The sequence below is a fragment of the uncultured Mobiluncus sp. genome (genome assembly GCF_963511525.1).
GTDB lineage: Bacteria > Actinomycetota > Actinomycetes > Actinomycetales > Actinomycetaceae > Mobiluncus.
This window is the reverse complement of the sequence record NZ_CAUPIY010000006.1, coordinates 73,003-98,352: the sequence shown is the minus strand read 5'-3', so window position 1 is coordinate 98,352 and position 25,350 is coordinate 73,003. Positions and strand designations below refer to the sequence as shown.

Genomic DNA, 25,350 nt, shown 5'->3' with positions numbered 1-25,350 from the left:
CGGTTCGCCGTGATTGAAATGGGTTCGCTGTCCCCAGTCTAACAGCCCCAGCGTCTCTCGCGGGAGGTAGGTTACGATGGTGGGGTGTCCACAAGATTGCCCCCAAGTCTCTCCCCGAGGGGTTACCCGCCCGCGAGCACACCCAGGGGAGGGCGGCGCAAGGGTGGTGCGGTTCGTGTTCTTCTGGTGATCTTGGGGATAGCCTTGGTCGCGCTCGGTTTGGGCGGGGCTTTGGCTGCGGCGGGGATTCATTTTTTTGCCAGTACTGAGGAACCGGCTGTACCAACGGCAATCCGACCGAAGGCTCCTGCCCTTGACCTGTCTGGATTTGACCCCGGAAACATTATTTCCGACGCGGTTTTCTATGATTATCAATCCATGACCCAAGCGGACATAGAGAACTTTATTCGCGACAAGAACGCGGGGTGTGTGAGCCTCTCCACCCCCTGTCTGGCTGACTACACCGAGGACACCATTGATGTTCCTGCTTCACCCCGCTGCGAGGGCTATCAAGGTGCGCCGGGGGAATCAGCGGGAACAATCATCTATAAAACCGCCCAGTCATGCAAAATCAATCCCCAGGTGCTGCTGGTGCTGCTGCAAAAGGAACAGGGCTTGCTCACGGCCTCTGACTATAGTTTGTCCCCGCGCCGCTACCAGGTCGCAACGGGATTTGCCTGCCCCGATGGGGCAGATTGTGACCCCCAATATTTCGGTTTTGGAACCCAGGTTTACTACGCTGCGGCTCAGTTTCAGCGCTATCGGCAGAGCCCAGCGCAGTTCCCTTTCCACACCGGGATAGCCAACAATATCCCTTACTCGCCTCAGGCCAGCTGCGGCTCGGCTCCGGTGGTTTTGGCTAATCAGGCGACCACGGCGCTTTACAACTACACGCCTTATCAGCCAGATCCCGCTTTGCTGAGTGGGACGCCCGGCGAATGCTCCAGCTATGGAAACGCAAATTTTTACGGTATTTTCAAGGCTTGGTTTGGGGATTAGCGTCGCTAAATAAGCCTATCAATGCAGCTAGTAGGCATTTATAAGCATTTTGCAGCTCCTTATTTTGGCGTTAGCTAACCAGGTAGATTTCCTTATTTTAGAACTAAGATTTGCTTATTTATCCGTTTGGCCGACACCTTTTCAATCGTACCAAGCTGCTGTGCAAAGGTCTGTACCCGGTACTCCTCCAGCAGCCAACGCAGCTCCTGCAAACGGCGATGTGTCTCGGCGTTAAACGGACGAGCCTCCGCCGCTGTCACCGCCGTGTCAAAGGCCGCTACAACTTCCGCAAAACGTGCAGCTAACTGGGCGTCACCAGCAGAGTTACGCCGAGCCTTGTCCAATCGTAAAGTATCTGCTCGCAAGTAACGAGCCAACTGAGCCAGCCATTTGCCAGGCGTCCTCGCCAGGAAGTCGCCGCCCACCAATTGGTTTACGTGGTTTACAATATCTGCTTTGGTAGCAGTGAGGTTAGCGCCGGTGGCTTCTCGTAAATGCTGCTCAAGTTCGCCTTGTGCCTGCATCGTCGCAGCGACGGATTGCAGGATTGAATAAACCTGGTCCTCAAAGCGGTCGGTAGCCCATTCTTGCAGTTCAGCGTAGTCTGTATCGTTTGTTAGGGCATGCCCCTCCGCCAGGTATTCCTCCACCAAAGCCCGACCCGCCGCGCTTTGTGCCGCCCCGATCAAAGCGGAAGTGGAGGGATAGGGGGACGCGGCCAAAGCCGCCGCTTCCGCCCCGCGCCACCGCGTCGATACCCGCGTCTCCGACAGGCACAGCGCTTGACTGAGTTGCTCAGCAAAATCTCGGGGCCGCTCGACTTTGGCTTTTTCGGCTTCCTGCTGCGCCCAGACTTTGCCTTGTTCCTGAGTGGTTTTCACAATCAGGCGGTCACGCAGAGCCTGAAAATCGTCCCCCAGCCCCAGGACTTTCCCACCGCGTCCCACAATCGCGAAGTGGTTTCGCTGTCCTTCTTCCAAAGCCGCGTGCATGGCGGCTAAGTCTGTCGCGCACAGGTCAACTCGGCGCACCGCGGCTACACTCTGGGTAAAGATTTCGTCAAAGTCGGGACGCTGGTAGGGAGGCTCGTTTACAAACCGCTCAAACTGGGGCAGGATTTCGTCAACGCAGTTTGCCGCGGGTACCACGTATTTCCGCACGGATTTCGGCAGTGCTTTGACGCAAGCCAGCAGGTAATCACGCAGTGCTCCGGGAATCGGCCAATCGAAGCCCTGGGAATCTAGAGACTCTAAGATTGCCTCATCGATGATGATGGTGACCCCTTCGGGAAGGTCAACCGTGTCAATCTCACGTTCTTTGGTTTTGCGGGATTTTTTCCCTTTGTTGTGGGGCAAGTTACGGTGATGAGCCGCTTCGGGGGTCGGTCCGCGTTTGCCCGAAAACGTGTAGGCCAGTGGCAACAGATGCTCGCCCGCCGGCCAAAAATCAGGGAATTGGTCAGCATTTTCGTCGCTATCCGGCACCAAGAGATCCCAGGGATATTCCAACCAATCCGGGTGCTCAAGACGCTGGTTTTCCCACCACGCCTCGAAGGCGGCTCCTGAGTTAACTGCGGGGTCAATGCGTGTTTCCAGCCAGTTCTCTAAAGAGTAGGGATCGACTTCGCCGGGAATCTGACGCCGCCGCCGCGCCTCGGCAGCCATCTCTAGCCGGCGCTGATTTTCTTCCCTAAAGGGATAGACAGAACGCCATTCGCCGCGCACAATTCCGTGACGAATAAACAACTCTCGCGCCAGAGTCCGGGCAGGGGTCCCTTCCACCACCGTGTCTCGTAAAGATGCCAACGGAAGGGAACGATCCGCGCTGAGAACCATCCCGAACAGGCTGACGCGCTCGTGAATCATGGCGCACCCAAAACGTGTGGACCAGTAGGGATCGAAATATGTTCGCGTCAACAGGTAACGTCCCGCCTGTTCAATCCATTCAGGTTCGACCCGTGCCACTGTCCGGGCAAACAGTCGCGATGTTTCTACCAACTCAGCAGCCATGACCCAGTCATAGTGTTTGCGGCTCAACCCCGAACCCGGCCACACCACAAATCGGGTTCCGTGCGCCCCGTGATATTCCCTTTTTGCCTCTGACCAGAACCCAATCTGGGTGAGCATCCCGCTCAAGATAGCTCGGTGCAGCCGCTCAACGTCAACCTGGTCAAGGTTTACTTCTTTGATTTCCCTAGTTTTTATCCCAACCTCGCGGCACATTCCGCGAAGTTCCGCCACCAGGTCAATCCACTCCCGCACCCGCAGGAAATGCAGAAACTCGCGGCTGCACAACCGACGGAATGCGCTGGAAGACAGGGTTTCAATCCGGTCTTGCAGGTAACTCCACAGTTTCAGATAACTTAGGAAATCCGAACGCTCGTCTTCGAAACGGGCATGAGCGAGGTCGGCCTCCGCCCGGCGTTCGCTGGGTCTCTCCCGCACGTCTTGCATCGCCAACGCAGCTACGATAACGACCGCGAGGTCAATAACTCCGAGCTGATCCGCTTCGATAAGGATGCGTGCCAAGCGCGGGTCGAGAGGGAACCGGGAAAGTTTGCGCCCCAGACGGGTCAGTCGAGCGGGCTTCTGGCGGGTATCCAACGCTCCCAGCTGGCTGAGTTCCGTCACCCCATCCGTAACAGAACGAGGCGAGGGCGGATCCAGGAAAGGGAAATCCGCAACTTCGCCCAAACCCAGAGCCGCCATCTGCAAAATCACCGCGGACAGGGAAGTCCGTTGAATTTCAGGCTCGGTGTAAGGGGGGCGGGACAAAAAATCCGCTTCGGAATACAGACGAATGCACACCCCCGGAGCCACCCGGCCGCAGCGCCCTTTTCGCTGATTGGCAGAGGCCTGCGAGATGGGTTCGATAGGCAGACGCTGCACGCGAGTCTTGTTTGAATATCGGGAAATTCGTGCCACTCCGGGGTCAATCACGTAAACGATACCCGGTACGGTCAAGGAAGTTTCGGCTACGTTCGTAGCGAGGACCACTCGTCGGTAAGGGTGCGGGGCAAACACCCGCTTTTGTTCCGCCTCGCTGAGTCGGGAATACAACGGCAAGACTTCCACTGCTCCCGGAACTGAGGTCCGCTGACCGGGAGCCACGTAACGGCGCCCCAAGTGTCCCTGCAGCGCCTGGGCAGTATCACGAATGTCACGCTCGCCAGCCAGGAAAACCAAAATGTCTCCGGGACCTTCCCTGCATAGTTCATCTACCGCGCGCAAAATGCCGGTGACCTGGTCAATCTCGCCGTTTTCAGCCCTCGAGAGGTCATCCTCGGCTTCGTCGAACGTGAACTCCCCCGAATTTTCGTCATCCACGTCAACCAAGGGGCGATACCTGACCTCTACCGGATACGTTCGGCCCGCGACTTCAATAATGGGAGTATCGGGCCCAAAAGCCGTGGCGAAACGTTCGGAATCAATGGTGGCGAAAGTAATAATCACCAGCAGGTCAGGGCGTTTCACCACCAGACGCTGCAAATAGCCCAGGATAAAGTCAATGTTCAAAGACCTTTCGTGAGCCTCGTCGATAATTAGCGCATCGTATTGTTTCAGCAGCGGATCGTGGCTGATTTCGGCCAGCAAAATCCCGTCGGTCATCAGTTTGATCTGCGTCTCGGGACCCAAAGTTTGGCGAAACCGCACCTGGTAACCAACCGTGGAACCTAGTGACTGACCCAGTTCGGAGGCAATTCGCGAGGCGACGGTCCGGGCCGCCAGACGACGCGGCTGGGTGTGGCCGATCATCCCTCGCGTGCCCCGGCCCACTTCCAGGCACATTTTCGGCAGCTGCGTGGTCTTTCCGCTTCCGGTGGCTCCGCTGATAACGACAACTTGATGCTGACGCAGGGCAGCCAGAATCTGCGGTCGTGCCGCGCTGAGGGGCAAGTCGGAGGGATAGGACAACTCTAGGGACATAACCCACCTATTTTAGGCAAGGATGGCTCAAACTTCACCTGTCAGCGGGTAAACTCGCCGGGATGCTCCCACCAACCCGTGAATGCGAGAGAATAGGAGCGTGAATAACTCGACGCCGAATCTGCCCCCGGAGCCGACCGATGCCGCCAGTTTGCCTTCGAGGCCCGCTGCGACATCGGATTTTTCCCCGTTCCTCCCGGTTCAGGTGCCCATTTTGCCGTGGAAAAACACGAAACTTTTGAGCCAAGCCCTGGGCGACACAGTCTATGTCAACTCCGCTTTTGCCACGGCCTTGCGCTTGGAGCTGCAGCTCGGCGTGCCCGCCCAGCGCGGAGAAATCGGGGTGAGGATTCCGGTTGCTGATCCGGATTCATGGTCTGAATTTTTTTGTCTGGGTGATGCATCTCCCCAGCTGGGCAGGTCTTTGCGTGCCGAAGTCAGCGCTCGGGAAGTGCTGGAAAATTCCCGCGCATTCTCTCAACTAGTGTCATGCTTGGCGGATAATCACTGGCACGGCATCGAAATTGAGGTTCCGGGAGAAAACCTCGATTCGCAATTGATACAGGTGGCCCAGCGCGCCGCCGACGCGGGTCTACATCCGGCTTTAAGCGTTTTGCCCGGAACGCTACATTCTCAGAATCAGGGGATTATGAGTGCTTTTGAAACAATTTCGTTGGACCTTCTCAATGGCTACCAGCCCCGGCGTGAACAGTTGAAATATCTGGCAACTCAACGCGTGGTGGGCAAAATCATTGACGCGAAAGGTCGCGAGAGAACGAACTTGGAAGCCGCTTTAGAGACCCTGGTGTTGATGCGGTCTCAATTAGACAGCCATTCGGAAGTTGCCGTGGGGATTGCGGGAGATTTTGGTTTGGAGTCCCTCACGCTGCCGCTGCGCGAGGACTTGGATTTCGTGGCCAAAACACGCTTAGCGGGGGCTCCGGAAAAGATTTTTGAAGCCCTGGATTTGGCTAACGCGCTGACTCAGGGCAAGACCACGGTGGCTTCCGCTTTCGTGGCGGACGTACTGTCCCGGTCTGGCAAAGCCACGTCCCTTCCGGTCTAGCTTTGGCGCAAAAGGCCGGTAAACAGTAGAATTGTCCCACAGAGTTTTTCGGAGGTGTGTGCAATGTCTGAGGGCAAGTGGCTGTTTCTGGCTGGTTTGGGGGCTGGAGCCGCATTGGCCTTGCGGATGAGTGAAAAGCAAATTAGCAACGTAAAGGGGTTTGCGGCAAAAATTGCTAATTCGGAAAGCGTCACTGATGCCCGCAGGGTGACCGCCGAAAAATTGAACGATGTCTTGCGCACGCAGGGGGCTAAACTCGTCGACAAGTTGGCAGAGAGCCTAAAGAGCCAGTTGAACGCAGGGGGCAGTGCCTCCTGGGCGGGCTTCGCCAATGCCGAGGGAGCTGGGAACAACCCTCCCAAATCGTCAACCACATCAACTGATAAAGACGGCGTTACCCGCGATAAAGACGGCCACATTATTATTGATGGAAAAATCGTTGCCTAATCCGAGTTGGCCGAGAGGTTACCGCAGTACATGAACTTACAGAACCTCCCCGAACCCACACCGGAACAAATTAAACGCTGGCGGCGCTATCTCGCCGAGGAACGTGACGAAGCCAAGATTTACCGTGCTATCGCTAAAAAACGCTCCGGCATGAATCGCGAAATTCTGTTGGAACTGGCCGATGCCGAAAAACGTCATGAGGATTACTGGCTGGCGCACCTCGGCACTAACGCCGAGCCGGCTCCACACAGCCCCTGGTATATTCGGTTGCTGCAGGGTTTGGCAATCAAGATAGGCTCAATTTTCGTCTTGGCGATGATGCAGCGCTCCGAAGAACGCGGCACCTACGATGTTGATGCCGACGCCACCCCGCAGATGGCGGCGGATGAGCACCTGCATTCCGAGGTCGTGCGGGCTTTGGCAGCCCGCTCTCGCGCCCGTTTTTCGGGACGAGCCCGAGCCATGGTTTTCGGGGTCAACGATGGTTTGGTTTCCAATCTCGCCCTCGTGGCGGGCATTGCGGGTACCGGCGTTGCGCCGTCAATAGTCCTGGTCACCGGATTGACCGGGTTGGTGGCGGGAGCCCTGTCGATGGGTGCGGGAGAATACATCTCCATCACGTCTCAACGCGAGTTGTTGGAATCTTCACGGCCCAACCCCGATGTGAAACAGCGTCTGCCCATGCTGGACCGCGCCGCTAATGAACTGAAACTCCTGTTCATGGCTCGGGGTGAGAAGCCTGAGGAGGCAGCCGCGCACGCGGTTTTGGCCTTGGAAGCCATTGATGCACAACTGCAGTCACGTACGCTGTCCAAAGCGGTTTCGCCCGACCAGCCGGAGGACTCCAACCAGAGCGAACCCCCGCACGAAAAAATTGTGCCAGGGGGCGATGCCACCCTCCCTTCTGCGTCAAGAATGTCAACTGAAGAATCAAGAAAACAAGCCGATAATCCGTTCGCCTTAGCTTTCGAGGACACTCCCTCTGGCGAGCTGGAGGCGATTGGCTCCGGGTCTCAGGCGGCCGTGTCCTCTTTCCTGGCTTTCACCCTGGGTGCGTTCGTTCCCCTAATCCCTTTCCTCCTGGGATTCAGCGGAATTACCGCTATTAGCGTCGCGGTCGTCCTGGTCGGACTCATTTTGCTGATGATTGGAGGAACCATCGGCATTCTGTCAGGTAAACCGCCGTTTTTCCGAGCCTTGCGGCAAGCTACTATCGGTATTGGTGCTGCCGTCGTCACTTACCTATTGGGTCTCGCCGCCGGAGGGGCATTTTCCCTGTAAAACCCCCGGCAACAACGGTTTGCGCACCCTGCCCTGCCACAAAACACGCGGATTTTCGCTAAACCGCCATGATTTGCACCGCTTGCGATTTTTCGGGGAAAGTTTCGCTTTGCCTCAGGTAAAATGCTCACGTGCTGAGTGCTATCTTCTCTTTCGATACCGGCCTGTTTTCCACAACTATTCCGGCCGCGGCACCAGTTTCTTTCAATGACCTTTTACCTCAGGTGTTTCGGGTTCTCGACATTACCGGCGTTTTCCTCAACGGTATCCTCGGCGGCAGGCTGGCTCGTCAAAAACGTTTTGACCTGGTCGGTTTCGGGGTTTTAGCGGTCGTTTCTGCTTTGGGAGGCGGCATCATTCGCGACATCATGCTGAACAACGCGCCACCTGTAGCCCTGACCGACAAATTTTATTTGACTATGGCTTTGGCTGGGGCGTTGGTCGCCGGACTGTGGAAATTTGACGGCAAATGGTCGCGGCGAACCCTCATTTTATTCGATGCCCTGGTGCTGGGAATCTGGGCTGGCACAGGTACTCAAAAGGCTCTGAGCTTGGGATTCGATGTGATTCCGTCCATCTTAATGGGTGTTGTCACCGCTATCGGCGGGGGGATGGTACGCGATATCGCCGCGGGCAATGTGCCGATGGTTTTCGGCGGAAGCAGTCTCTATGCCATTCCGGCCATCCTTGCGGCATGTGCCGATGCTTCTTTCTATAAACTCGGATACCCCCTGACCGGTATGGTGGCGGCGGCTCTCATCGGTTCGACCCTCACCATCTTGGCTTCGTGGCGTCGCTGGGTTCTGCCCGAAACTCACGACTGGACGATTTCGATGACCCATCAGCAGTGGAAATCAGCGCAGCGGGCCCGCCGAATCGCCCGCGGGGATTATCCAGATGCTAAGACAAAGAAGCTGTGGAAAAACCAGTTTTCCACAGGTAAATCCAACAAGGATGGCGAAACCGAAGACTCCGGTACCACACTTGAGAAGTGAGCGATTCCTCTAACTTCGAGACATCTACGCAGGTACGCCGAGCGAGTGTAGGCGATGTTGTCTTGATTGGCTGCGCGGCACTGGTGTGGTGGGCACTATGGCCTGGCGTGGGGCCGAATCTGGCGAATTTTCCGACCCCCGGCCTCCACTGCCCCGCCGGTTCCGTCAGCGCGAAAGTCGGTGGCTCCCTGCAGCAACTGTGTGCCCTGACGGTTCGTAAAGATGCTGGACCCAGTGGGTATCAGCGCGATATGTTCGGAGCGGGATGGATGGACCGCGACGGAAACGGCTGCGATACCAGGGCGGAAATTTTGGCTCGGGACTTTCAGTCCCCGCGTTTTGCAAATAGCGCCAAGCCCTGCCGGCTGACCGGGGGAATCTTTCACGATCCTTACACCGGCAAAACTATGCAGTTTGAGACAGCGCCAGGCCGTAAAGTTCAGATTGACCACGTAGTGGCGTTGGGTAATGCGTGGAAGTCCGGGGCTTGGGCCTGGACGAAAGCACAGCGGGAGGCTTACGCAAACGACCCGAGCGTGCTTCTGGCTGCAGACGGAGGGGCTAATCAACAGAAATCCGATGCCTCCGCCGATGCCTGGATGCCTCCGAACCGCAACTTCCGTTGTGCCTACGCCCGCCAGCAAATCGACATCAAGTACCGGTGGAACCTGACGATCACCGCCGCGGAAAAAACCGCGCTACTCTCTGCCTTGGCCAAATGTTAGGCAAGTCTGGCGCAATCCGCCTTACTTTGCCAAAGCCTGGGCCACCACCTGTTTTGCTTCCTCCTGAATAGCCTTGAGATGCTCGGGACCCTTAAACGATTCGGCATAAATCTTATAAATATCTTCGGTGCCCGAGGGACGCGCGGCGAACCAAGCGTCCTTGGTGGTGACTTTCAACCCGCCGATAGCTGCGTGGTTGCCCGGCGCCTGAACCAGGCGGTCGACAATCGGTTCCCCGCCCAGAGTCGAGGCCGCAACGTCTTCGGGTGCCAAGGCCGCGAGTTTAGTCTTTTCCGCCTTGGTAGCGGGGGCGTCCACTCGTTCGTAAGCGGAGGCACCAAACCGGGCCACCTGTTCCTCGTGCAAAGCGCTGGGAGTTTTTCCGGTCACTGCAAGGATCTCGGAGGCCAACAAAGCCGCAATCAACCCGTCCTTGTCGGTGGTCCACACCGTACCGTCTTTGCGCAGGAAAGATGCGCCGGCGGATTCCTCGCCGCCGAAACCTACGGACCCATCGAGCAACCCCGGCACAAAATACTTGAAACCGACGGGGACCTCGACAAGTTTGCGTCCCATATCGGCCACCACCCGGTCAATTAAGGCCGAGGACACCAGGGTTTTACCTACGGCACAGCCCTGTGCCCAGTGCGGACGGTGGGTGAACAGGTACTCGATTGCCACCGCCAGATAGTGATTCGGATTCATCAGGCCGTCGGCAGTAACGATACCGTGACGGTCCGAATCAGCATCATTTCCAGTCGCAATATCATAGGGAGCCGAACCGCCTTCCATCACCTGACGCAGAGAAGCCATCGCGTATGGTGAGGAGCAGTCCATCCGAATCTTGCCGTCCCAGTCCAAAGTCATGAAAGACCAGCGCGGATCGACCTTTTCGTTCACCACCGTCAGGTTCAACCCGTAGTGCTCTGCGATGGCGGCCCAATAGTCTACCGAAGCCCCGCCCAAGGGGTCAGCCCCGATACGGATTCCCGCAGACCGAATCGCCTCAACGTCAACTACGTCAATCAATGAATCAACGTATGAAGGTAGAAAATCTGTTTTCCCGATGAAATCCGATTGCTCAGGATGCGGGTTTCTCGGTACGGAACGCCACCCCTGGCGCAAAATTTCGTTGGCACGATTAGCAATCCAGGAAGTCGCGTCTGAATCGGCGGGACCTCCGCTGGGCGGGTTGTATTTAAATCCACCATCACGAGGCGGATTGTGCGAAGGGGTAACGACGATACCGTCAGCCAAACCAGTCCCGCTCAGCCGCACGCCTCCGGCAGTGCCCGCCCCATTAGCCTTGAGGATGGCGTGGGACACGGAGGGCGTGGGGGTGAAAGAATCGCGCGCATCCGTCAGAGTGCGCACTTCCATCCCCGCGAGGACTTCCAGAGCGGTACGCCACGCCGGCTCGGACAGGGCGTGCGTATCGCGGCCGATGAACAGGGGTCCGTCATAGCCTTGCGACTGTCGGTATTCAACAATCGCGGCCGTGGTGGCTACGATATGAGCCTCATTAAAGGCGCGGTCCAAAGATGATCCGCGATGCCCCGAAGTCCCGAACGAAACTGCCTGTGCAGGCTCGTTTACATCGGGTTCCAGGTCATAGTAAGCGCTGATGACTTCATCAACGTTGATTAGGTCTTCCGGTTTGGCAAGTTGTCCAGCTCGTTCATGCATAGCCTCATTGTTTCACTAATTTCTGTTCCGGCGCGGAGGTTTAGAGGGCAAAAACCGGAAACTTTTAGCGTCGAAAACTCGCATTTGGCTTAATGGGGCTTTAAAATTGCACACGTGCCAGAAACTGACCAGGAAAACAGCAAGAACTCCGCCGCAACCGTTCCCGATCCGAACCAGAAAGTCGCGGTCATCATCCCTGCCAAGGATGAAGCCGATTCGATTGGGGCGACTATTCGTGCCTGCAAGGCACTGCCCCGAGCGGATTTATTCGTGGTGATTGATGATGGTTCCAGCGACAATACGGGAGAAGCCGCGCGCAGTGCCGGTGCTGTGGTGGTGCGCCATTCCGTCAACCGCGGTAAGGCCAGCGCGATGGAGACTGGGGCAAAAGTCGCGGCCATGCGCGACCCCGAGGACGGTCCTCGCCGTCTCATCCTGTTTCTGGACGCGGACTTGGGCGATTCTGCCGCCCAGACTTTCCCGCTGGTTGAGGCGGTAATGGAGGGACGCACGGACTGTGCCATAGCTGCCCTGCCGCGCCAAGCCGGTGCCGGCGGTCACGGTTTTGTGACGCGTCTGTCGCGTCGAGCGATTCGCTGGGCGACCGGGTGGGAACCTCTCCAGCCTCTGTCCGGTCAGCGTTGCCTGAGTGCGGAAGCGTTTTTCGATTGTCAACCTTTGGCACACAAGTGGGGTGTGGAAACCGGCATGACTATCGACCTTTTGGTGAAGGGGTACTCGGTGCAGGAAGTTCCCTGCGACCTGACCCACCGGGCTACCGGCAACGATATGGCAGGGTATCGTCACCGGCTGAGCCAATTCCGAGATGTATTCCTGGCCGCAGCGACACGCTTTGTGCGCCATGTGCGCGCTCCACTTCGGCTACGCCTAGCCGCGGCGAGTAAGCAACAGCCCGGTGAGGTTTACTGCCTGAAATAACGTTGCGTTGAGCGGTTAGCGCTGAGGCTGGTCTGTTAGGAATTTGTGACATCCCTGCGCCAAGATGGCTGGGAACATGACCGCGGCTCCCGCCATACCCAGCAGGATTCCAGAATCATTGAGCAGCATTCCCACCACCATCGTGGTACACCAAGCCATAAATAAGGCTCTTTCCGCATGATTCCAAGTGATTCCTTCGGGTTTTAGCTTGGCGCCAACGCTGCCCCACAGCCAGCCGTAGTCACGTCGGTAGGGGTTGCGCATATTGGCAAACAGCGGGGCCAGAATAATCGCCAGGGCCAAGAGAATAGCCAGAATGACACTAATAATCAGCCACGCCGGCCAGCCAGCATTCCAAACCATCGTAGATTTGTTAATCAGTACCGGCAACACTCGCCCCTGTGCGAGCGTATCCATAAAATTGCCCAAATGAGTGCGTTCATCGGCGGGCCGCAACCAATCTAAATAAGCAAATATAGCTGCTACGACTACGGTCAATAAGGCTATCGTCGCAGATGATAGGATTGTTAGAGGTTTTCGATTGAATTTTAAGAACAGGATGGCAAAGCCGGGAACCAGAGCCATCGTGCCGCCGAAATCTGCCCCCAGGCTGGGGGCTGAGTCCAGAATAATCACCGCGCCAGCTAGCACTATTAGCACTACCATCAGGGACTTTTCTGAGACATTTGGTTGTTTGCGTTCCTCTACCAGCCCGTAGGCCACCGTAGCCAGGGTGAGCGCCCCGGTAGCGAGTACCGCGAACATGACATTGTCGATGCCGAAAAAACGCCCCCCGACCGTTGATTGCAGCCCCATGATGGAATCCAGCACCATCGGAGAACCAATTAAGGGGTCAAGTACCCCTACTATCAGCGATGATATGCTTATTATGAAGAGCGGGCCGAGGAGGGAATTCAAGCCCAAAACGCTCCAGACTATCGCCGCTAGGGCACTAAGGATGACCGGGAGCAGGCACCCCAACCACAGGTAGCTGGCGGCAGCCACGTCCGTGTCGGCTGGTCCAAGTTCCCACCACGGCGCCAAGTTCATGAAGTACGCCATGGCCGGAATGAGGGCGGCGAAGGTTGCGACCATTCGCCAAAACCCCAGCAGCGCCCGGGGCTGTGCCCACTCCTCACCCAGCCGAGGGTGAGTGCGACGATTCAGTGTCCATACTGCCACAATCAACAACAAAGCCAGCCCCACCCCCAAGCCGGGAAGGAACCAAACTTGGACATTGCGGATCATCGCGGCCCGGCGCGCTGCCGACGCGAGAGACTCCACTGTGACCACATTTCCCGTAGTGATGGTTGAGCCTTGTACCCACGCTGGTTTCTGAGCTCCGACATAGTCCAAGATGGTGGCGGTCAGGTCGGCGGTTTGCACCCACCCCGGTCGGTGGGTGGAAGCCGAGGTCGCGCCCCCATTGCCAAACTGGGGGCCGCGCGCCGCAAAAACCTGCAGCCTGGGATTTCCCGGCGGAACAATGGCTTTTTGAGGCACGGATTTGTCAACTAGGTAAACATCGGATTCCCGATTCACCGCCGATTTATCATCAGCTATTGAGGCAACAATGGTATTCCAGCCCGAATCATCGCCGCGCTGCCAGGCGGCGCGAATAATTTGGGGCTGCAGGCGGCGGGAAAATACCCTCATATCGACCACGACGACCGCTCCGGGAGTCATGACCTGGCTGAGCAGGTCCGCAAAAACTTCTGGGCTGGCCCCCCGGTAGCTGGATGCCGGAGAAAAACTCAGGGAATCGGGAAGCTTGGTGCCCGGTGCGTCAGGGTGCACGAAACCCAGACCGGCCGCCGCTCCATCACCAAAGAGGCGCAAGTTTGTACCGGAATCCAGCACCGCCCGACCGAGGCTCCAGTTTCTTTCACTTGAGCCCATCCGGTTTCCTGTCGCCAACGTCCGAAAACCGGCAGCCGGAACAGTGGTGTTCGCTTTGGTACGCACCACCGAATTTGCGCGGGTGGAACTTTCCAGGAGTCCTCGTAAGTCCGGGTCGGCCAGGGAATCGTCATCCCAACGCCATTGCGCACCCAACAAAACTAATAGCGGCGCGCGGCTCATCTGGGCAGCCATACTGACCGTACCGGAGGCACCACCCAAACTGGAGACCGATGAAGACGCTCCGGTGGCTATGCTTTTGGGACCGCGACCTCGTGAACCGGGTCAACTGGAGAACCCTTAGAGATGGAACCCATAGCCACGGGAGGCGCCCCAGCGGGAGCTTCTGAAGCGGTCGGCTCTTGGGGCGCGCCAGGAACTTCAAAAGTCTGTACGACAGTAGAAGACGACTTTGTCTCATTGGCTGAGGAAGGCTCTGGATTGGCTTGGCCTGAGGCCGGAGACTCATCGACCGTCGCCTCGGGAGTTTTCTCAGTCTTTGTCTGCGTATTAGTTTCTGCGGGAGTTGCACCCGTCTTAGGTTTGATTGCCTCAGAAGTACGACGTCCCGCCTCACTGAGAGAGCCCACATCCAAACCAGCAATCATATGATGCTCGAACGGATCCCAGTGCATTTCTTGGGAAGGATCCCAGGGCCTGGTGTCAAAAGTATTGGTTGAGCTCATCGCCCCGGCGATGAGTCCCATGCTGACAATAATCGCGGTCAAACCAGCAACCAGGTAACGCGTCGTCGGAAGCGGCTTATAAGAACGCTTAATCGGTTTACGCGTACCGTTGCCCGTCCGCCCCGACGTCGGGCGTGGAGGCATAACAGCGGGCTTGACTTTTGTCTGCATGGTTAAAATCATACCGATTTTTGTGGAAATTGCGCTGCTTCGCGATAATTATTTTGAGGAGTACCATCTATGAACACTGTATCAAACAACCCGGCATCATCGAATTCGACTGGAACATCACTTCCCGGACCGGAGGTGAGAGGTCCTTTGCGAGTTTCCTTCCTGGGACCTTTTGGGACTTTTAGCGAGCAAGCAACCCGTGAAATCACACCCCGTGACGCCACCTTGATTCCCGCTGCCGGCGTCGAATCTGCTCTGCACCTGGTTCGTACCGGCGAGGCCGATCGCGCTGTCGTGCCTATTGAGAACTCCGTTGAAGGCGGCGTTAACGCCACTTTGGACGCTTTAGCTCACGGTCAGCCCTTGACGATTGTGGGTGAAGTTTTAGTACCGATTGCCTTTGCGTTGATGGTGCGGGCAGATTCTGGGCTTGAGTTGAGTCGGATTAAACGAATCGGCACGCATCCGCACGCCTGGGCGCAAACTCGTTGTTGGGTGGAGCAGCATATCGGCGAGGTGACTCATATCCCGACCACTTCCACCGCCGCGGCCGCCAAACTGCTGATGGAGGACGCCTCGTGCGGCTATGACGCGGCCCTTTGCTCCGCAGTATCCGCTTCGGCCTATGGCGGAAAAACTCTCGCGGAGGGGATTGCCGATGACGACAGCGCCCAAACCCGATTCGTCCTAGTTTCCCCTCCCGGAGCCATTCCTCCCCCCACAGGGGCAGACAAAACCACAGTTCAAGTTACGTTACCGGACAATGAATCCGGCGCCCTGCTGACCATGCTAGAACAGTTTTCGGCACGGGGAGTAAACCTTTCGCGCATCGAATCACGCCCGGTCGGAGGGCACTTTGACCGCTATGCCTTTTCCATTGATATCGAGGGCCATATTTTTGAAGAACGTGTCAAAGATGCTTTGATGGGGCTGCACCGAACCTGCCCGGAAGTGCGGTTTTTAGGCTCCTACCCGCGGGCGGATCGGATGCGCACCCAGATTGTGCGGGGGACGGCGAATATGGATTTCGCCACGGCACAAGCCTGGATGGAACAGGTCGTCTCCGGTCGCGCGGTGTGAGTTCGCTAGCGAGCCGCGCTATCTAAAGATGAGGCGCAAAACGGTTATGCTTTAAGCATGATTGATTTGCGTGCGATGAAAGACAATCCGGAACCGATGCGGGCCTCCCAGGTGGCTCGCGGTAACGACCCCGCAACTGTAGACCAGGCCTTAGCCGCTGACGAACGCCGCCGGGCGGCGCTGACCGCTTTTGAAACAGCGCGCGCCGAACAAAAGGCCTTTTCAAAGACCATCGGCAGCGCCTCGAAAGAGGAACGCCCCGCCCTGCTGGAGCAAGCCAAGAAGCTGAGCGAAACAGTCAAAGCTTTAGAAGTTACGTCTAATGAGGCCGCCGAGGAAGCCAAGAAGGCCGCGATGGTGCTGGAAAACCTGATTTTGGACGGGGTTCCTTCCGGCGGCGAAGACGATTACGAGGTACTGGGTCAGGAGGGCGTGCCGATTCGCGACTTTGAGGCGGAAGGCTTCACCCCCAAGGATCATCTCGACCTGGGTATCGGTTTGGACGCTATCGACACTGATCGGGGCGCCAAAGTTTCGGGGGCGCGGTTCTACTATCTGAAGGGCGTGGGCGCGCGCCTCGAACTCGCCATCCTCAACGCCGCCTTTGACACCGCCATGGCTCACGGGTTCACCCCGATGATTACGCCGTGCATGGTGTCACCTGAGACTATGAGCGGGACGGGATTCCTAGGCGAGCACTCGGACGAGATTTACTACCTACCGGCAGATGATTTGTACCTCACTGGAACTTCGGAAGTTGCTTTGGCTGGTTATCATACGGGAGAAATCATTGACCTTTCCGCCGGTCCCAAGCGCTATACCGGCTGGTCAGCATGCTTTAGGCGCGAAGCGGGTTCCTACGGCAAGGATACGCGCGGCATTATTCGCGTCCACCAGTTCCACAAAGTCGAGATGTTTTCCTATTGCAAGCCCGAAGATGCGCTGGCGGAGCATCAAAAGCTGCTCAATATGGAACGCGAAATGCTCGCCAAGGTGGAACTACCCTATCGAGTCATCAATACAGCGGCCGGGGATCTCGGTTCCAGCGCGGCGCAAAAGTTTGACTGCGAAGCCTGGCTGCCCACCCAGAAGCGGTTTATGGAAGTAACGTCTACCTCCAACTGCACGACTTTCCAGGCGCGACGCCTGGGAATTCGCTACCGCGATGCGGAAGGAAAACCGCAGGTTTGCGCCACTTTGAACGGAACGTTGGGAACTACGCGCTGGATTGTGGCTATTTTAGAAAACCACCAGCAGGCCGATGGTTCGGTGCGGGTCCCTGCCGGATTGCGTCCCTATCTGGGCGGGTTGGAAGTTCTGGAACCTGTCAGTCAACCAGGTAAATAACTTGCATAGCTTTTTAGCACGATATTAACCCGATACCGGAGGTTTTTTTGGGCGAGTACACCGAACAAGTCACACGCCACGCTATCGCGCTGGGACTAATGGGCTTGCCCAAAAATCCTCGTGACGTGTTGGTCTCCCTGGACATTGACGGCACCATAGTCACCCCCGAACAGCAGATTTATCCCAAAGTAAAGGAATATGCCGATCGACTCCGTATTGGTGGGGTGCACATCTGCATCACCACAGGACGTTCCGTTCCGGCAACCCTGCCGGTGGTGGAAGGGCTGGAACTGGAAAGTGCCTGGATTGCCAGCGCCAACGGCTCCCTGGTCGGTCATTATACGCAAACTGACGGTTACGCCCTGACGAATCAGTACACTTTCGACCCGCGTCCCATAGTGGCTCGCGTACTCCAGGTGCTTCCCGAAGCCTGCATTGGAGTGGAGGACAATCCACTCGGTTTCCGGGTTTCCAAGCCCTTCCCTCCCGGAGAACTGCGTGAAACCCTGGAGGTGCAAGACCTCGAAACACTTTTGGCGACCCCGGTTTCCCGGGTGGTCATTCGTGAACCCCAGTTGAATAATGAGGAATTTCATCGCGCGGTCAAACGCATAGATTTTACCGGTGTGGAACACGCCATCGGGTGGCGTTCCTGGCTGGACATTAACCCTCCGGAAACTTCAAAAGGGCACGGACTTGCCACTGTTTGCGCGAATTTAGGGGTTGACTTGGGTCACACTATTGCCATCGGAGACGGCGGTAACGATATCCCCCTGCTGCGAACCGCTGGTTACGGGGTCGCCATGGGAAATGCCCGACCCGAAGTAAAAGCAGCCGCTGCCGCCACTACCCTGCCGGACACGAAGCAGGGTGCAGGCGCAGTCTTGGAAGCTCTCACTCAAGTAATGGGACTTTGAAGTACTCGAAGCCCCCAGGGTGAATCGGTTACCAGATAAAAATCTGCCGAACGCAACGCGAAACTTACTCTCTCAAGCAATTAATAAGTGTTGAAAATTCAACCGAAGTCCAAAAAACTTAGGAATCAACGGGTAAAATTTTCGTATCGATGGCTGGTGAGGAGGGAGCGACAATGCCAAGATTCGATTCCACAGAACATGTTCGCTGGCTCGGCAATCACATGCAAACGGTGCTGGAATACGGCCAGAATGCATACATTCACGGCGGTTTTGGATACATTCGCAGAGATGGGAGCGTCGATACAGCAAAACCTGTGGATCTCGATTTGACGGCTCGCTCGACCTACATTTATGCCGTAGCTTCGCTATTGGGAATCCCCGGTTCTCTGCGACGGTGCGAACACGGAGTCCAAGCCATCACATATGCATTCAAAGATCCTGACTACGATGGCTGGTTTTCTTTGATTGAACCAATTCAAGAACGCCAAAAATTAGCAAATACGCGTGGCATACCTGCGGGAACAGAGGGGAATCGGAAAAGCTCACGGGCTATGTCCTATCTTTTGGAGGCAGCTGCCGCAGCTTCATTAACCCCTGTCAGTAGCGCTAAAGACTTACTGAAACAAGCCATCAAAGTCGAAGAGAAATACTTTTGGGACGAAGAACTTGGCCGTGTAAACGAAAACTTCGAACGCGATTTTTCAGAGATGGAAAGCTATCACGGCATGAGCTCAAACCTGCACGCCGTCTCGGCTTTTCTCGCTGTCGGTGATGCCACTCAAGACAAAAAGTGGATTGAACGAGCCGCGCGAATTGTCACTTTTGCCATGGAACAAGCCAGAAAAAACAATTGGCGAGTTCCGGAACACTTCGATGGAAATTGGAACCTGGACCGAAACTACAATGTCGGCACCCCAGCTGACCCGCGCCGACCCTATGGAATCAATGTCGGACACAATTTTGGCTGGTCACGGAAAATTATCCAAGTAGCTGCCGCTTTACAAAACAATGGTCTCGAACCCCCGAAAGATTATTTGCAGGTGGCACGAGAGATTTTCGATCGGACAGCCGCGGATTCATGGTACAAAGACGGCCACAGCGGTATTTTCTTTACCGTGGACTATCACGGTAAACCTTTGATGCGTCAACGGTTTACCTGGGTCCTTACGGAAGCTATCCAGTCATTGGTATCCCTGGCTTTTGCGTTGCGCGAACAGGGAGCCACTGCAGAAGAATTAGAGCCCTACTTCGAACTTTACTACCGTTGGTGGGACTTCTTGGAGGCACATGTCATCCAAGCTGATGGCTATTGGGTCGGCGAGCTCAACGCAAACAACCTACCAGATGACACCGTATGGCCAGGAGCTCCCGATATTTATCATTCAGTGAGAGCATTGTTGGCACCGCGTCTGCCCAATGCCCCCTCCGCACCCGCCGCGATTGCACAAGGTAACCTGGATCACCCTCTTAGTGCTGAATACCACGAAGCGCTGTGGGTATAACCGCTACTATTTTCTGTGGCAGAGGCAACACAAATTCTGGAATGAGGCGTTAGTCATCATAGACTGGGCACTTCAGTTCCGTCTTACTATCTTCATCATGTCAACCGTGTCAATTAATAGAATCAAATATCGTCATATGAACAGACCCGGTGCAATCGGATAGTGTTGGTGCTTCCCCTTTGCCCTGGAGGAAGGCCTCCGACGAACACAGCCACCTCGTCTGGTTGAACAATACCGCGTTCCAGCAAAATATCTTCCGCATCATGAATCATTGAAAAAAGTCGCTGCGCCATTTTAACGGGATAGGTTTGAATTCCCCATTCCAAAGCCAATTGGCGCCGGACTTGCTCGTGGTAACAGAACACATACAGAGGTATCGTGGAACGCAACCGAGCCAGCCGGTGAGCTGTAGCTCCGGAATTAGTGAAGGCCGCCACGAATTTAGAATTGGTTGACTTCGCAATTAAAAGTGCATGACGTGCGATGATTGATTCCCAATCAAGGTCGCCATCCTTGAGTTTCGCAAAGTGACGCGTGCCTAGTTCTTCCGCTGCTTCGATAATTTTTGCCATAGTTTCCACGGCTTGAATCGGATAGCTGCCCACTGCTGTCTCTCCGGAAAGCATCACCGCACTAGCACCATCCCACACCGCATTGGCACAGTCTGAGGCTTCTGCCCTGGTGGGGCGGGCATTGTAGATCATGGATTCCAGTACCTGGGTAGCCACGATGACAGGTTTCGCCTCTGCACGACACAATTCGATCGCCCTCTTTTGTACGGTGGGGACTTCCTCCAGCGGCATCTCCACCCCAAGATCGCCGCGAGCCACCATAACGGCATCAAAAGCTTGAATAATTTCCTGCAAATTGTCCACAGCCTGGGGTTTTTCTATCTTGGCGATAACCGGAAGGTAATGTCCGACTTCATCCATCACCTTGTGTACGTCATCCAAGTCAGCCGCTCGGCGTACAAAAGACAAGGCAATGTAGTCAACTTCCCGAGTCAGCGCCCAGCGTAAATCATCCTCATCTTTTTCAGAAAGAGCAGGTACCGATACGGCCACGCCCGGCAAGTTCAATCCTTTATGATCCGATACTTCTCCCGGAACTTCAACTTTCGTCACCACGTCCTCACCCTCGACGCGAGTCACCCGTACCTGAACGTTGCCGTCGTCAATCAGCAGCAAATCGCCGGGATGGCAGTCTCCTGGCAATCCTTTGAACGTAGTTGAAACAAGGCTGGAGTCCCCCGGTACGTCACGGGTGGTGATGGTGAAATCCTGGCCCAAAATGAGGCTTTCAACACCATTTGTGAACGTACCCAAACGAATCTTGGGACCCTGCAGGTCAACTAGGATAGCCACGGGGTTTTCAAATTCTTTCTCAACTTTGCGCACCAGAGCGATTTGCTCATCCGCCTCAGCTTGGGTGCCATGGGAACGGTTGATGCGCACCACATTCATTCCGGCGTGCATCAACGAACGAATCTTTTCCTCCGTGTTGGTGGCTGGGCCGAGAGTGCAGACTATTTTGGAACGACGCATAGTTCAACACTATCTCGAATAACCGGTGAAACTGAAAGAATTTATCAAAAAGTCATAGAGCCGAGTCGAGCGGATATCGCACGATAAAGAGAATGGGGACGTGCCAGCACAAATGAAAAATCCCGCGTCACCCTAAGTGACGCGGGTTTGGCGGAGACGACAGGATTTGAACCTGCGAGGGGCAAGGCCCCTAACACCTTAGCAGGGTGCCGCTTTCGGCCGCTCAGCCACGTCTCCAAGGGTTTTAACTCTAGCGAAATTCCTCCAAATTTTCCAAAAGTCGGCGCTTCAGTTTTCACCTGCTAGAATCGATATCACGCTTTTCGCGCTGGAGGGCTGACAGAGCGGCCGAATGTGACGGTCTTGAAAACCGTTGTGGGGAAACTCACCGGCGCGGGCGGCAGCGAGCAACGCTCGCAAGAGCCACCGCGAAAACGGTGAAGCCGTTAAGAAACGACCATGATTGGTCGTTTCAGGCGAAACACCACAAACACCACCCTCGCCCTCCGCGAGGGATTCGAACCCCCGGTTCACCGGCGCGGGCGGCAGCGAGCAACGCTCGCAAGAGCCACCGCGAAAACGGTGAAGCCGTTAAGAAACGACCATGATTGGTCGTTTCAGGCGAAACACCACAAACACCACCCTCGCCCTCCGCGAGGGATTCGAACCCCCGGTTCACCGGCGCGGGCGGCAGCGAGCAACGCTCGCATGAGCCGCCGCGAAAACGGTGAAGCCGTTAAGAAACGACCACAATTGGTCGTTTCAGGCGCAACACCACAAACACCACCCTCGCCTTGTGCAATCTAGCTTGATTACGACCATTTCACACCTCATGAAATCTTAAAATGATGGTAACGATGTTTCACGATTGGGCGATGTGCCAGCCTTTTCAGAACTCCGTAACAGTCAGGCAAAATGCCCAGCAGACAAGGGCTCAAGAATTTCAGGAGGAACCATGATGGATATGGACGCGGTGATCAAGAAAAATCCCCTCATACCGGTAGTAGTTTTAGACGATGCGAAAGATGCCGTGGCATTGGCGGACGCTTTGCTTGCCGGAGGCATCACCACCGCTGAGGTCACTTTCCGCACTGCCGCGGCAGCTGAGGCTATCGCGCAGATGTCCCAGCACAGCGATATTTTGGTGGGTGCGGGCACCGTCACGAATCTGGAACAGGCTCGAACCGCCATAGATTCGGGGGCCAAGTACCTGGTCATGCCCGGTTACGATCAAGACCTAGTGGATTACTGCCAGGCGAACCAAGTGCCGGTGTTGCCGGGCGCTACCGATGCTTCTTGGCTGATGAAAGCGGTCAATTCGGGATTGCAGTACGTCAAGTTCTTCCCCGCGGAAGCCTCGGGCGGGCTGCCGGTTATTTCCGCACTTTCAGGTCCTTTCCCACAGATACAGTTTGTTCCGACCGGTGGTATCTCAACGGAAAATCTGGCGCAGTATCTGGCTCACCCACAGGTGGCGGCCTGCGGGGGCTCTTGGATCGCCACTCGACAGTTAATTGCCCAGGGTGATTTCAGCGAAATTGCCGCTCGGGCTGCTGCTGCCCTAGAGATTGCGGCAACTCGCTGAAAACCACACCGTACTGCTGGTGACACTACCCTATCGGGTGAACCACGTTAACTTATAGTTACTGCTAGGAGAGCGATATCTCCGGACGTTCCGGTTTCTCCCAACGGGTATGGAAACTTCCCTCACTGTCCCGCCGGCGATAGGTATGCGCCCCGAAGAAGTCCCTTTGGGCCTGCACCAGAGCTGTCGGCAGAGATGGGCAACGCAAGGAATCCAGATATGCCAAGCCAGCGCTGAGAGCAGGCAGAGCTATCCCGGCTTTGATCGCGTCACTGACCACCGCGCGCCACGCGGGCAGGGCGTCTCTAATGACCGCGCTGATGGCAGGTTTCAGCAACAGCGGGGTATCAAAGTCGCCATCCTTGTAAGTTTCCATGATGTCTTGCAGGAGCCGGGCTTGGATGATGCAGCCGGCACGCCAAATGCCTGCCAGCTTGGCCAGGTCGACTTCCCAACCGTATTCCTTACAGGCGGCTTGGATTTGCGACAGTCCTTGAGAGTACGCCACAATTTTTGCCCCATAGACGGCTTTTTCCAGATTATCTAGCAAATCTGGCCCCCCGGGGGCAGTGTCAGGAACCAGCTCTCCTAAGACCTCACGGGCCAAGTTCCGGTGGACTCTTTGCGAGGATACCGCCCGAGCAAAAGTGGCCGCCGCAATGATGGTGGAACCAGCCCCCAGGGTCAGCGCGTTTTGCACAGTCCACGAACCCGTACCCTTTTGACCAGCCTCGTCACAAATAATGTCGATGAAAGGCTGCTGCGTTTTTTCATCGGTATGCTGCAAAATATCGGCGGATATTTCTAACAGATAAGAATGCAGCGGGCCCTCGTTCCAGCGAGAAAACACCTCGCCAATCTCAGCCGGACTCATTCCGTTTCTGTAACGTAATAGCTGGTAAGCCTCACTGAGCAGTTCCATATCGGCATATTCAATCCCGTTATGCACCATTTTCACGTAGTGTCCCGCCCCTCCCGGGCCTACCCAGGTGCAGCACGGTTCGCCCTGATAATGGGCCGAAATTGATTCCAACAGGGGCCCCAGCCTCTCGTAAGCCTTTTGGGCACCGCCAGGCATGATGGAGGGTCCGTTGAGAGCCCCGGATTCCCCTCCTGAGATTCCACAACCGACAAAGTGCAGTCCGCGCTCAGTAACCAGCTTTTCCCGTCGTTCGGTGTCAAGGTAGAAAGAGTTGCCCATATCTACGATGATGTCCCCGGCGGAGAAAACTTCCCCGAGCATATCGATAGCCTTGTCAGTCGGTTCACCCGCTGGCACCAGCAAAATGGCTACCCGAGGGGTGGACATCGATTCGGCCAACTTCACCGGATCCTGAGCCGGGATAAAGGCTCCTTCCGCACTGTGCTCTTGCGCCACCTGAGCAGCCCGCCCAGGAGAAACATCAAACAGGGCAACGGTGTGTCCGTGACGTGCGAAGTTGCGCGCCAAAGAACGTCCCATCACGCCGGTTCCGATTACTGCTACATCTGCTTTTGCTGTCATAAGTTTTCACTCCTCAAACCATAGGTTGACTATTACTTTGCCGGACGCGGCACTGTCTTTGGCCGTGTGGAAGGCTTTTTCAGCTTCGTCAGCGTTGAACTCGTGCGTAATGACGGATTCTAACTGCGGAGCGGCAACCAAGATTTCCAATGCTTGGTCGATTTCGTCTAGGAAACGGAACGTTCCCAAATAGGTGATTTCTTTGGAAATCAAGGGTGCTAAATTGACCGGCCCATCAATCGCGGGGACCATTCCCACCTGAACCACTGTGCCACGAGGACGGCAAATCTGGAAGGCTTGTGAAATGGCGGGAAACACGCCCGCGCATTCCAGGACCGCATCGAAAGCTCCAGCCTCGGGTTCAGTCACAGTCGAGTTATACACGTGGTCTACTCCCAGGGCTTGAGCTCGCTGCAGAGGGGCGTCCTGCACATCTATACAGCTGACCTGGGCTCCCAGGCTCTGGGCCGCGCCGGCGGCCAGCAACCCAATTGGACCCGCCCCGATTACCGCCACGTTCCGACCCGCCAAATTCTGCCATCCTGTGGCTGCCTGGAGACGATGTAAGGCGTGCAAACCGACACACAAAGGTTCGGTCAGCACCCCGCGTTTCAACGGCAAATCCGGTGGCAAAGCGTTGATTTGGTCAAGTCGTAACAGGAGGTATTCGCTCATACCCCCTTGGGTGTGGGGCCAGGTGGAGGCCGATCCAAGGTAGGCTCCCCCCGGCCACAAGTGAGGTGAATCACTGTAGGCGGCTTGGGGCTGGCCGAAGGTGGCCGGATGCGGGGTAACCGGCGTTCCTGGCGCGTAGGTCCCAGAGGGGTCCTTAGCGACGATACCGACTATTTCATGACCTGGCACCAGCGGTTCGCGCAGTTTGAAAGCACCGACCTGTCCATCAAAGAAATAGTGCAAATCCGAACCGCAGATACCGGCCCAAGCGACCCTCACCAGCACCTGACCTTTACCGGGCTCAGGGCGAGGCACGCAGCAGGATTCCATTTCTTCCTTGGCGTTGATACGCACCTGTTTCATGTCAGTCATTCAT

At 56.2% G+C, this 25,350-nt stretch carries 19 protein-coding genes and 1 tRNA gene; 12 read left to right on the top strand and 8 right to left on the bottom strand.

Annotated elements, in window-relative coordinates; translation table 11 throughout:
• Positions 1 to 186: 186 nt before the first annotated feature.
• Positions 187 to 999 (top strand): hemagglutinin, encoded by an 813-nt coding sequence (locus RQ935_RS06040; protein WP_311497599.1) that lies wholly within the window; start codon positions 187 to 189, stop codon positions 997 to 999.
• 92 nt (positions 1,000 to 1,091) lie between these two features.
• On the opposite strand, the gene hrpA is transcribed toward RQ935_RS06040, so the two are convergent.
• A complete protein-coding gene (gene hrpA, locus RQ935_RS06035; protein ID WP_311497598.1) occupies positions 1,092 to 4,925 on the bottom strand; it encodes an ATP-dependent RNA helicase HrpA in 3,834 nt (1,277 codons plus the stop codon).
• 100 nt (positions 4,926 to 5,025) lie between these two features.
• Between hrpA and RQ935_RS06030 the strand changes: the two genes are divergently transcribed.
• From RQ935_RS06030 to RQ935_RS06010, 5 genes are all read left to right on the top strand, one after another.
• The gene (locus RQ935_RS06030) at positions 5,026 to 5,991 is read left to right on the top strand and encodes a hypothetical protein (RefSeq protein WP_311497597.1); all 966 of its coding nucleotides are present in this window, start codon (positions 5,026 to 5,028) and stop codon (positions 5,989 to 5,991) included.
• A gap of 63 nt (positions 5,992 to 6,054) precedes the next feature.
• Entirely contained in the window at positions 6,055 to 6,438 is a 384-nt protein-coding gene (locus tag RQ935_RS06025; RefSeq protein WP_311497596.1) for a hypothetical protein, read from the top strand.
• 30 nt (positions 6,439 to 6,468) lie between these two features.
• Positions 6,469 to 7,719: a VIT1/CCC1 family protein gene (locus tag RQ935_RS06020; protein WP_311497595.1), complete on the top strand. Its 1,251-nt coding sequence runs from the start codon at positions 6,469 to 6,471 to the stop codon at positions 7,717 to 7,719.
• Positions 7,720 to 7,898: 179 nt separating this feature from the next.
• A complete protein-coding gene (locus RQ935_RS06015; protein WP_399532136.1) occupies positions 7,899 to 8,714 on the top strand; it encodes a trimeric intracellular cation channel family protein in 816 nt (271 codons plus the stop codon).
• Entirely contained in the window at positions 8,711 to 9,439 is a 729-nt protein-coding gene (locus tag RQ935_RS06010; protein WP_311497593.1) for an HNH endonuclease family protein, read from the top strand. Before RQ935_RS06015 ends, RQ935_RS06010 begins: the two co-directional genes overlap by 4 nt.
• Positions 9,440 to 9,460: 21 nt before the next feature.
• Here RQ935_RS06010 and pgm read toward each other — a convergent pair whose 3' ends face one another.
• Positions 9,461 to 11,125: a phosphoglucomutase (alpha-D-glucose-1,6-bisphosphate-dependent) gene (gene pgm / locus RQ935_RS06005; protein ID WP_311497592.1), complete on the bottom strand. Its 1,665-nt coding sequence runs from the start codon at positions 11,123 to 11,125 to the stop codon at positions 9,461 to 9,463.
• 189 nt (positions 11,126 to 11,314) lie between these two features.
• Here pgm and RQ935_RS06000 point away from each other — a divergent pair, with 189 nt between their 5' ends.
• The gene (locus tag RQ935_RS06000; protein WP_311497635.1) at positions 11,315 to 12,064 is read left to right on the top strand and encodes a glycosyltransferase family 2 protein; all 750 of its coding nucleotides are present in this window, start codon (positions 11,315 to 11,317) and stop codon (positions 12,062 to 12,064) included.
• A 15-nt stretch (positions 12,065 to 12,079) separates the two neighbouring features.
• Here RQ935_RS06000 and RQ935_RS05995 read toward each other — a convergent pair whose 3' ends face one another.
• Positions 12,080 to 14,146, bottom strand: coding sequence for a hypothetical protein (locus RQ935_RS05995; protein WP_311497591.1), 2,067 nt, complete (start codon positions 14,144 to 14,146; stop codon positions 12,080 to 12,082).
• Positions 14,147 to 14,214: 68 nt separating this feature from the next.
• Positions 14,215 to 14,820, bottom strand: a complete 606-nt coding sequence (locus RQ935_RS05990) for a hypothetical protein (RefSeq protein ID WP_311497590.1) — start codon at positions 14,818 to 14,820, stop codon at positions 14,215 to 14,217.
• A gap of 69 nt (positions 14,821 to 14,889) precedes the next feature.
• Here RQ935_RS05990 and pheA point away from each other — a divergent pair, with 69 nt between their 5' ends.
• The 4 genes from pheA (at position 14,890) to RQ935_RS05970 (ending at position 19,666) form a co-directional block, all read left to right on the top strand.
• The gene (gene pheA, locus RQ935_RS05985) at positions 14,890 to 15,900 is read left to right on the top strand and encodes a prephenate dehydratase (RefSeq protein WP_311497589.1); all 1,011 of its coding nucleotides are present in this window, start codon (positions 14,890 to 14,892) and stop codon (positions 15,898 to 15,900) included.
• Positions 15,901 to 15,957: 57 nt separating this feature from the next.
• On the top strand, positions 15,958 to 17,247 hold the full coding sequence (gene serS / locus RQ935_RS05980) for a serine--tRNA ligase (protein ID WP_311497588.1): 1,290 nt from the start codon (positions 15,958 to 15,960) through the stop codon (positions 17,245 to 17,247).
• A 47-nt stretch (positions 17,248 to 17,294) separates the two neighbouring features.
• Positions 17,295 to 18,164, top strand: a complete 870-nt coding sequence (locus tag RQ935_RS05975) for an HAD hydrolase family protein (RefSeq protein ID WP_311497587.1) — start codon at positions 17,295 to 17,297, stop codon at positions 18,162 to 18,164.
• A 149-nt stretch (positions 18,165 to 18,313) separates the two neighbouring features.
• Positions 18,314 to 19,666, top strand: a complete 1,353-nt coding sequence (locus RQ935_RS05970) for an AGE family epimerase/isomerase (protein ID WP_311497586.1) — start codon at positions 18,314 to 18,316, stop codon at positions 19,664 to 19,666.
• A 122-nt stretch (positions 19,667 to 19,788) separates the two neighbouring features.
• Here RQ935_RS05970 and pyk read toward each other — a convergent pair whose 3' ends face one another.
• Entirely contained in the window at positions 19,789 to 21,210 is a 1,422-nt protein-coding gene (gene pyk / locus RQ935_RS05965; RefSeq protein ID WP_311497585.1) for a pyruvate kinase, read from the bottom strand.
• 148 nt (positions 21,211 to 21,358) lie between these two features.
• A tRNA-Ser gene (locus tag RQ935_RS05960) sits at positions 21,359 to 21,447 on the bottom strand.
• 718 nt (positions 21,448 to 22,165) lie between these two features.
• Between RQ935_RS05960 and RQ935_RS05955 the strand changes: the two genes are divergently transcribed.
• Entirely contained in the window at positions 22,166 to 22,795 is a 630-nt protein-coding gene (locus RQ935_RS05955; protein WP_311497584.1) for a bifunctional 4-hydroxy-2-oxoglutarate aldolase/2-dehydro-3-deoxy-phosphogluconate aldolase, read from the top strand.
• A 64-nt stretch (positions 22,796 to 22,859) separates the two neighbouring features.
• Here RQ935_RS05955 and gndA read toward each other — a convergent pair whose 3' ends face one another.
• Both gndA and RQ935_RS05945 read right to left on the bottom strand, forming a co-directional pair.
• Positions 22,860 to 24,299 (bottom strand): NADP-dependent phosphogluconate dehydrogenase, encoded by a 1,440-nt coding sequence (gndA, locus tag RQ935_RS05950; protein WP_311497583.1) that lies wholly within the window; start codon positions 24,297 to 24,299, stop codon positions 22,860 to 22,862.
• 6 nt (positions 24,300 to 24,305) lie between these two features.
• Positions 24,306 to 25,346: a zinc-binding dehydrogenase gene (locus tag RQ935_RS05945; protein WP_311497582.1), complete on the bottom strand. Its 1,041-nt coding sequence runs from the start codon at positions 25,344 to 25,346 to the stop codon at positions 24,306 to 24,308.
• Positions 25,347 to 25,350 lie beyond the last annotated feature (4 nt).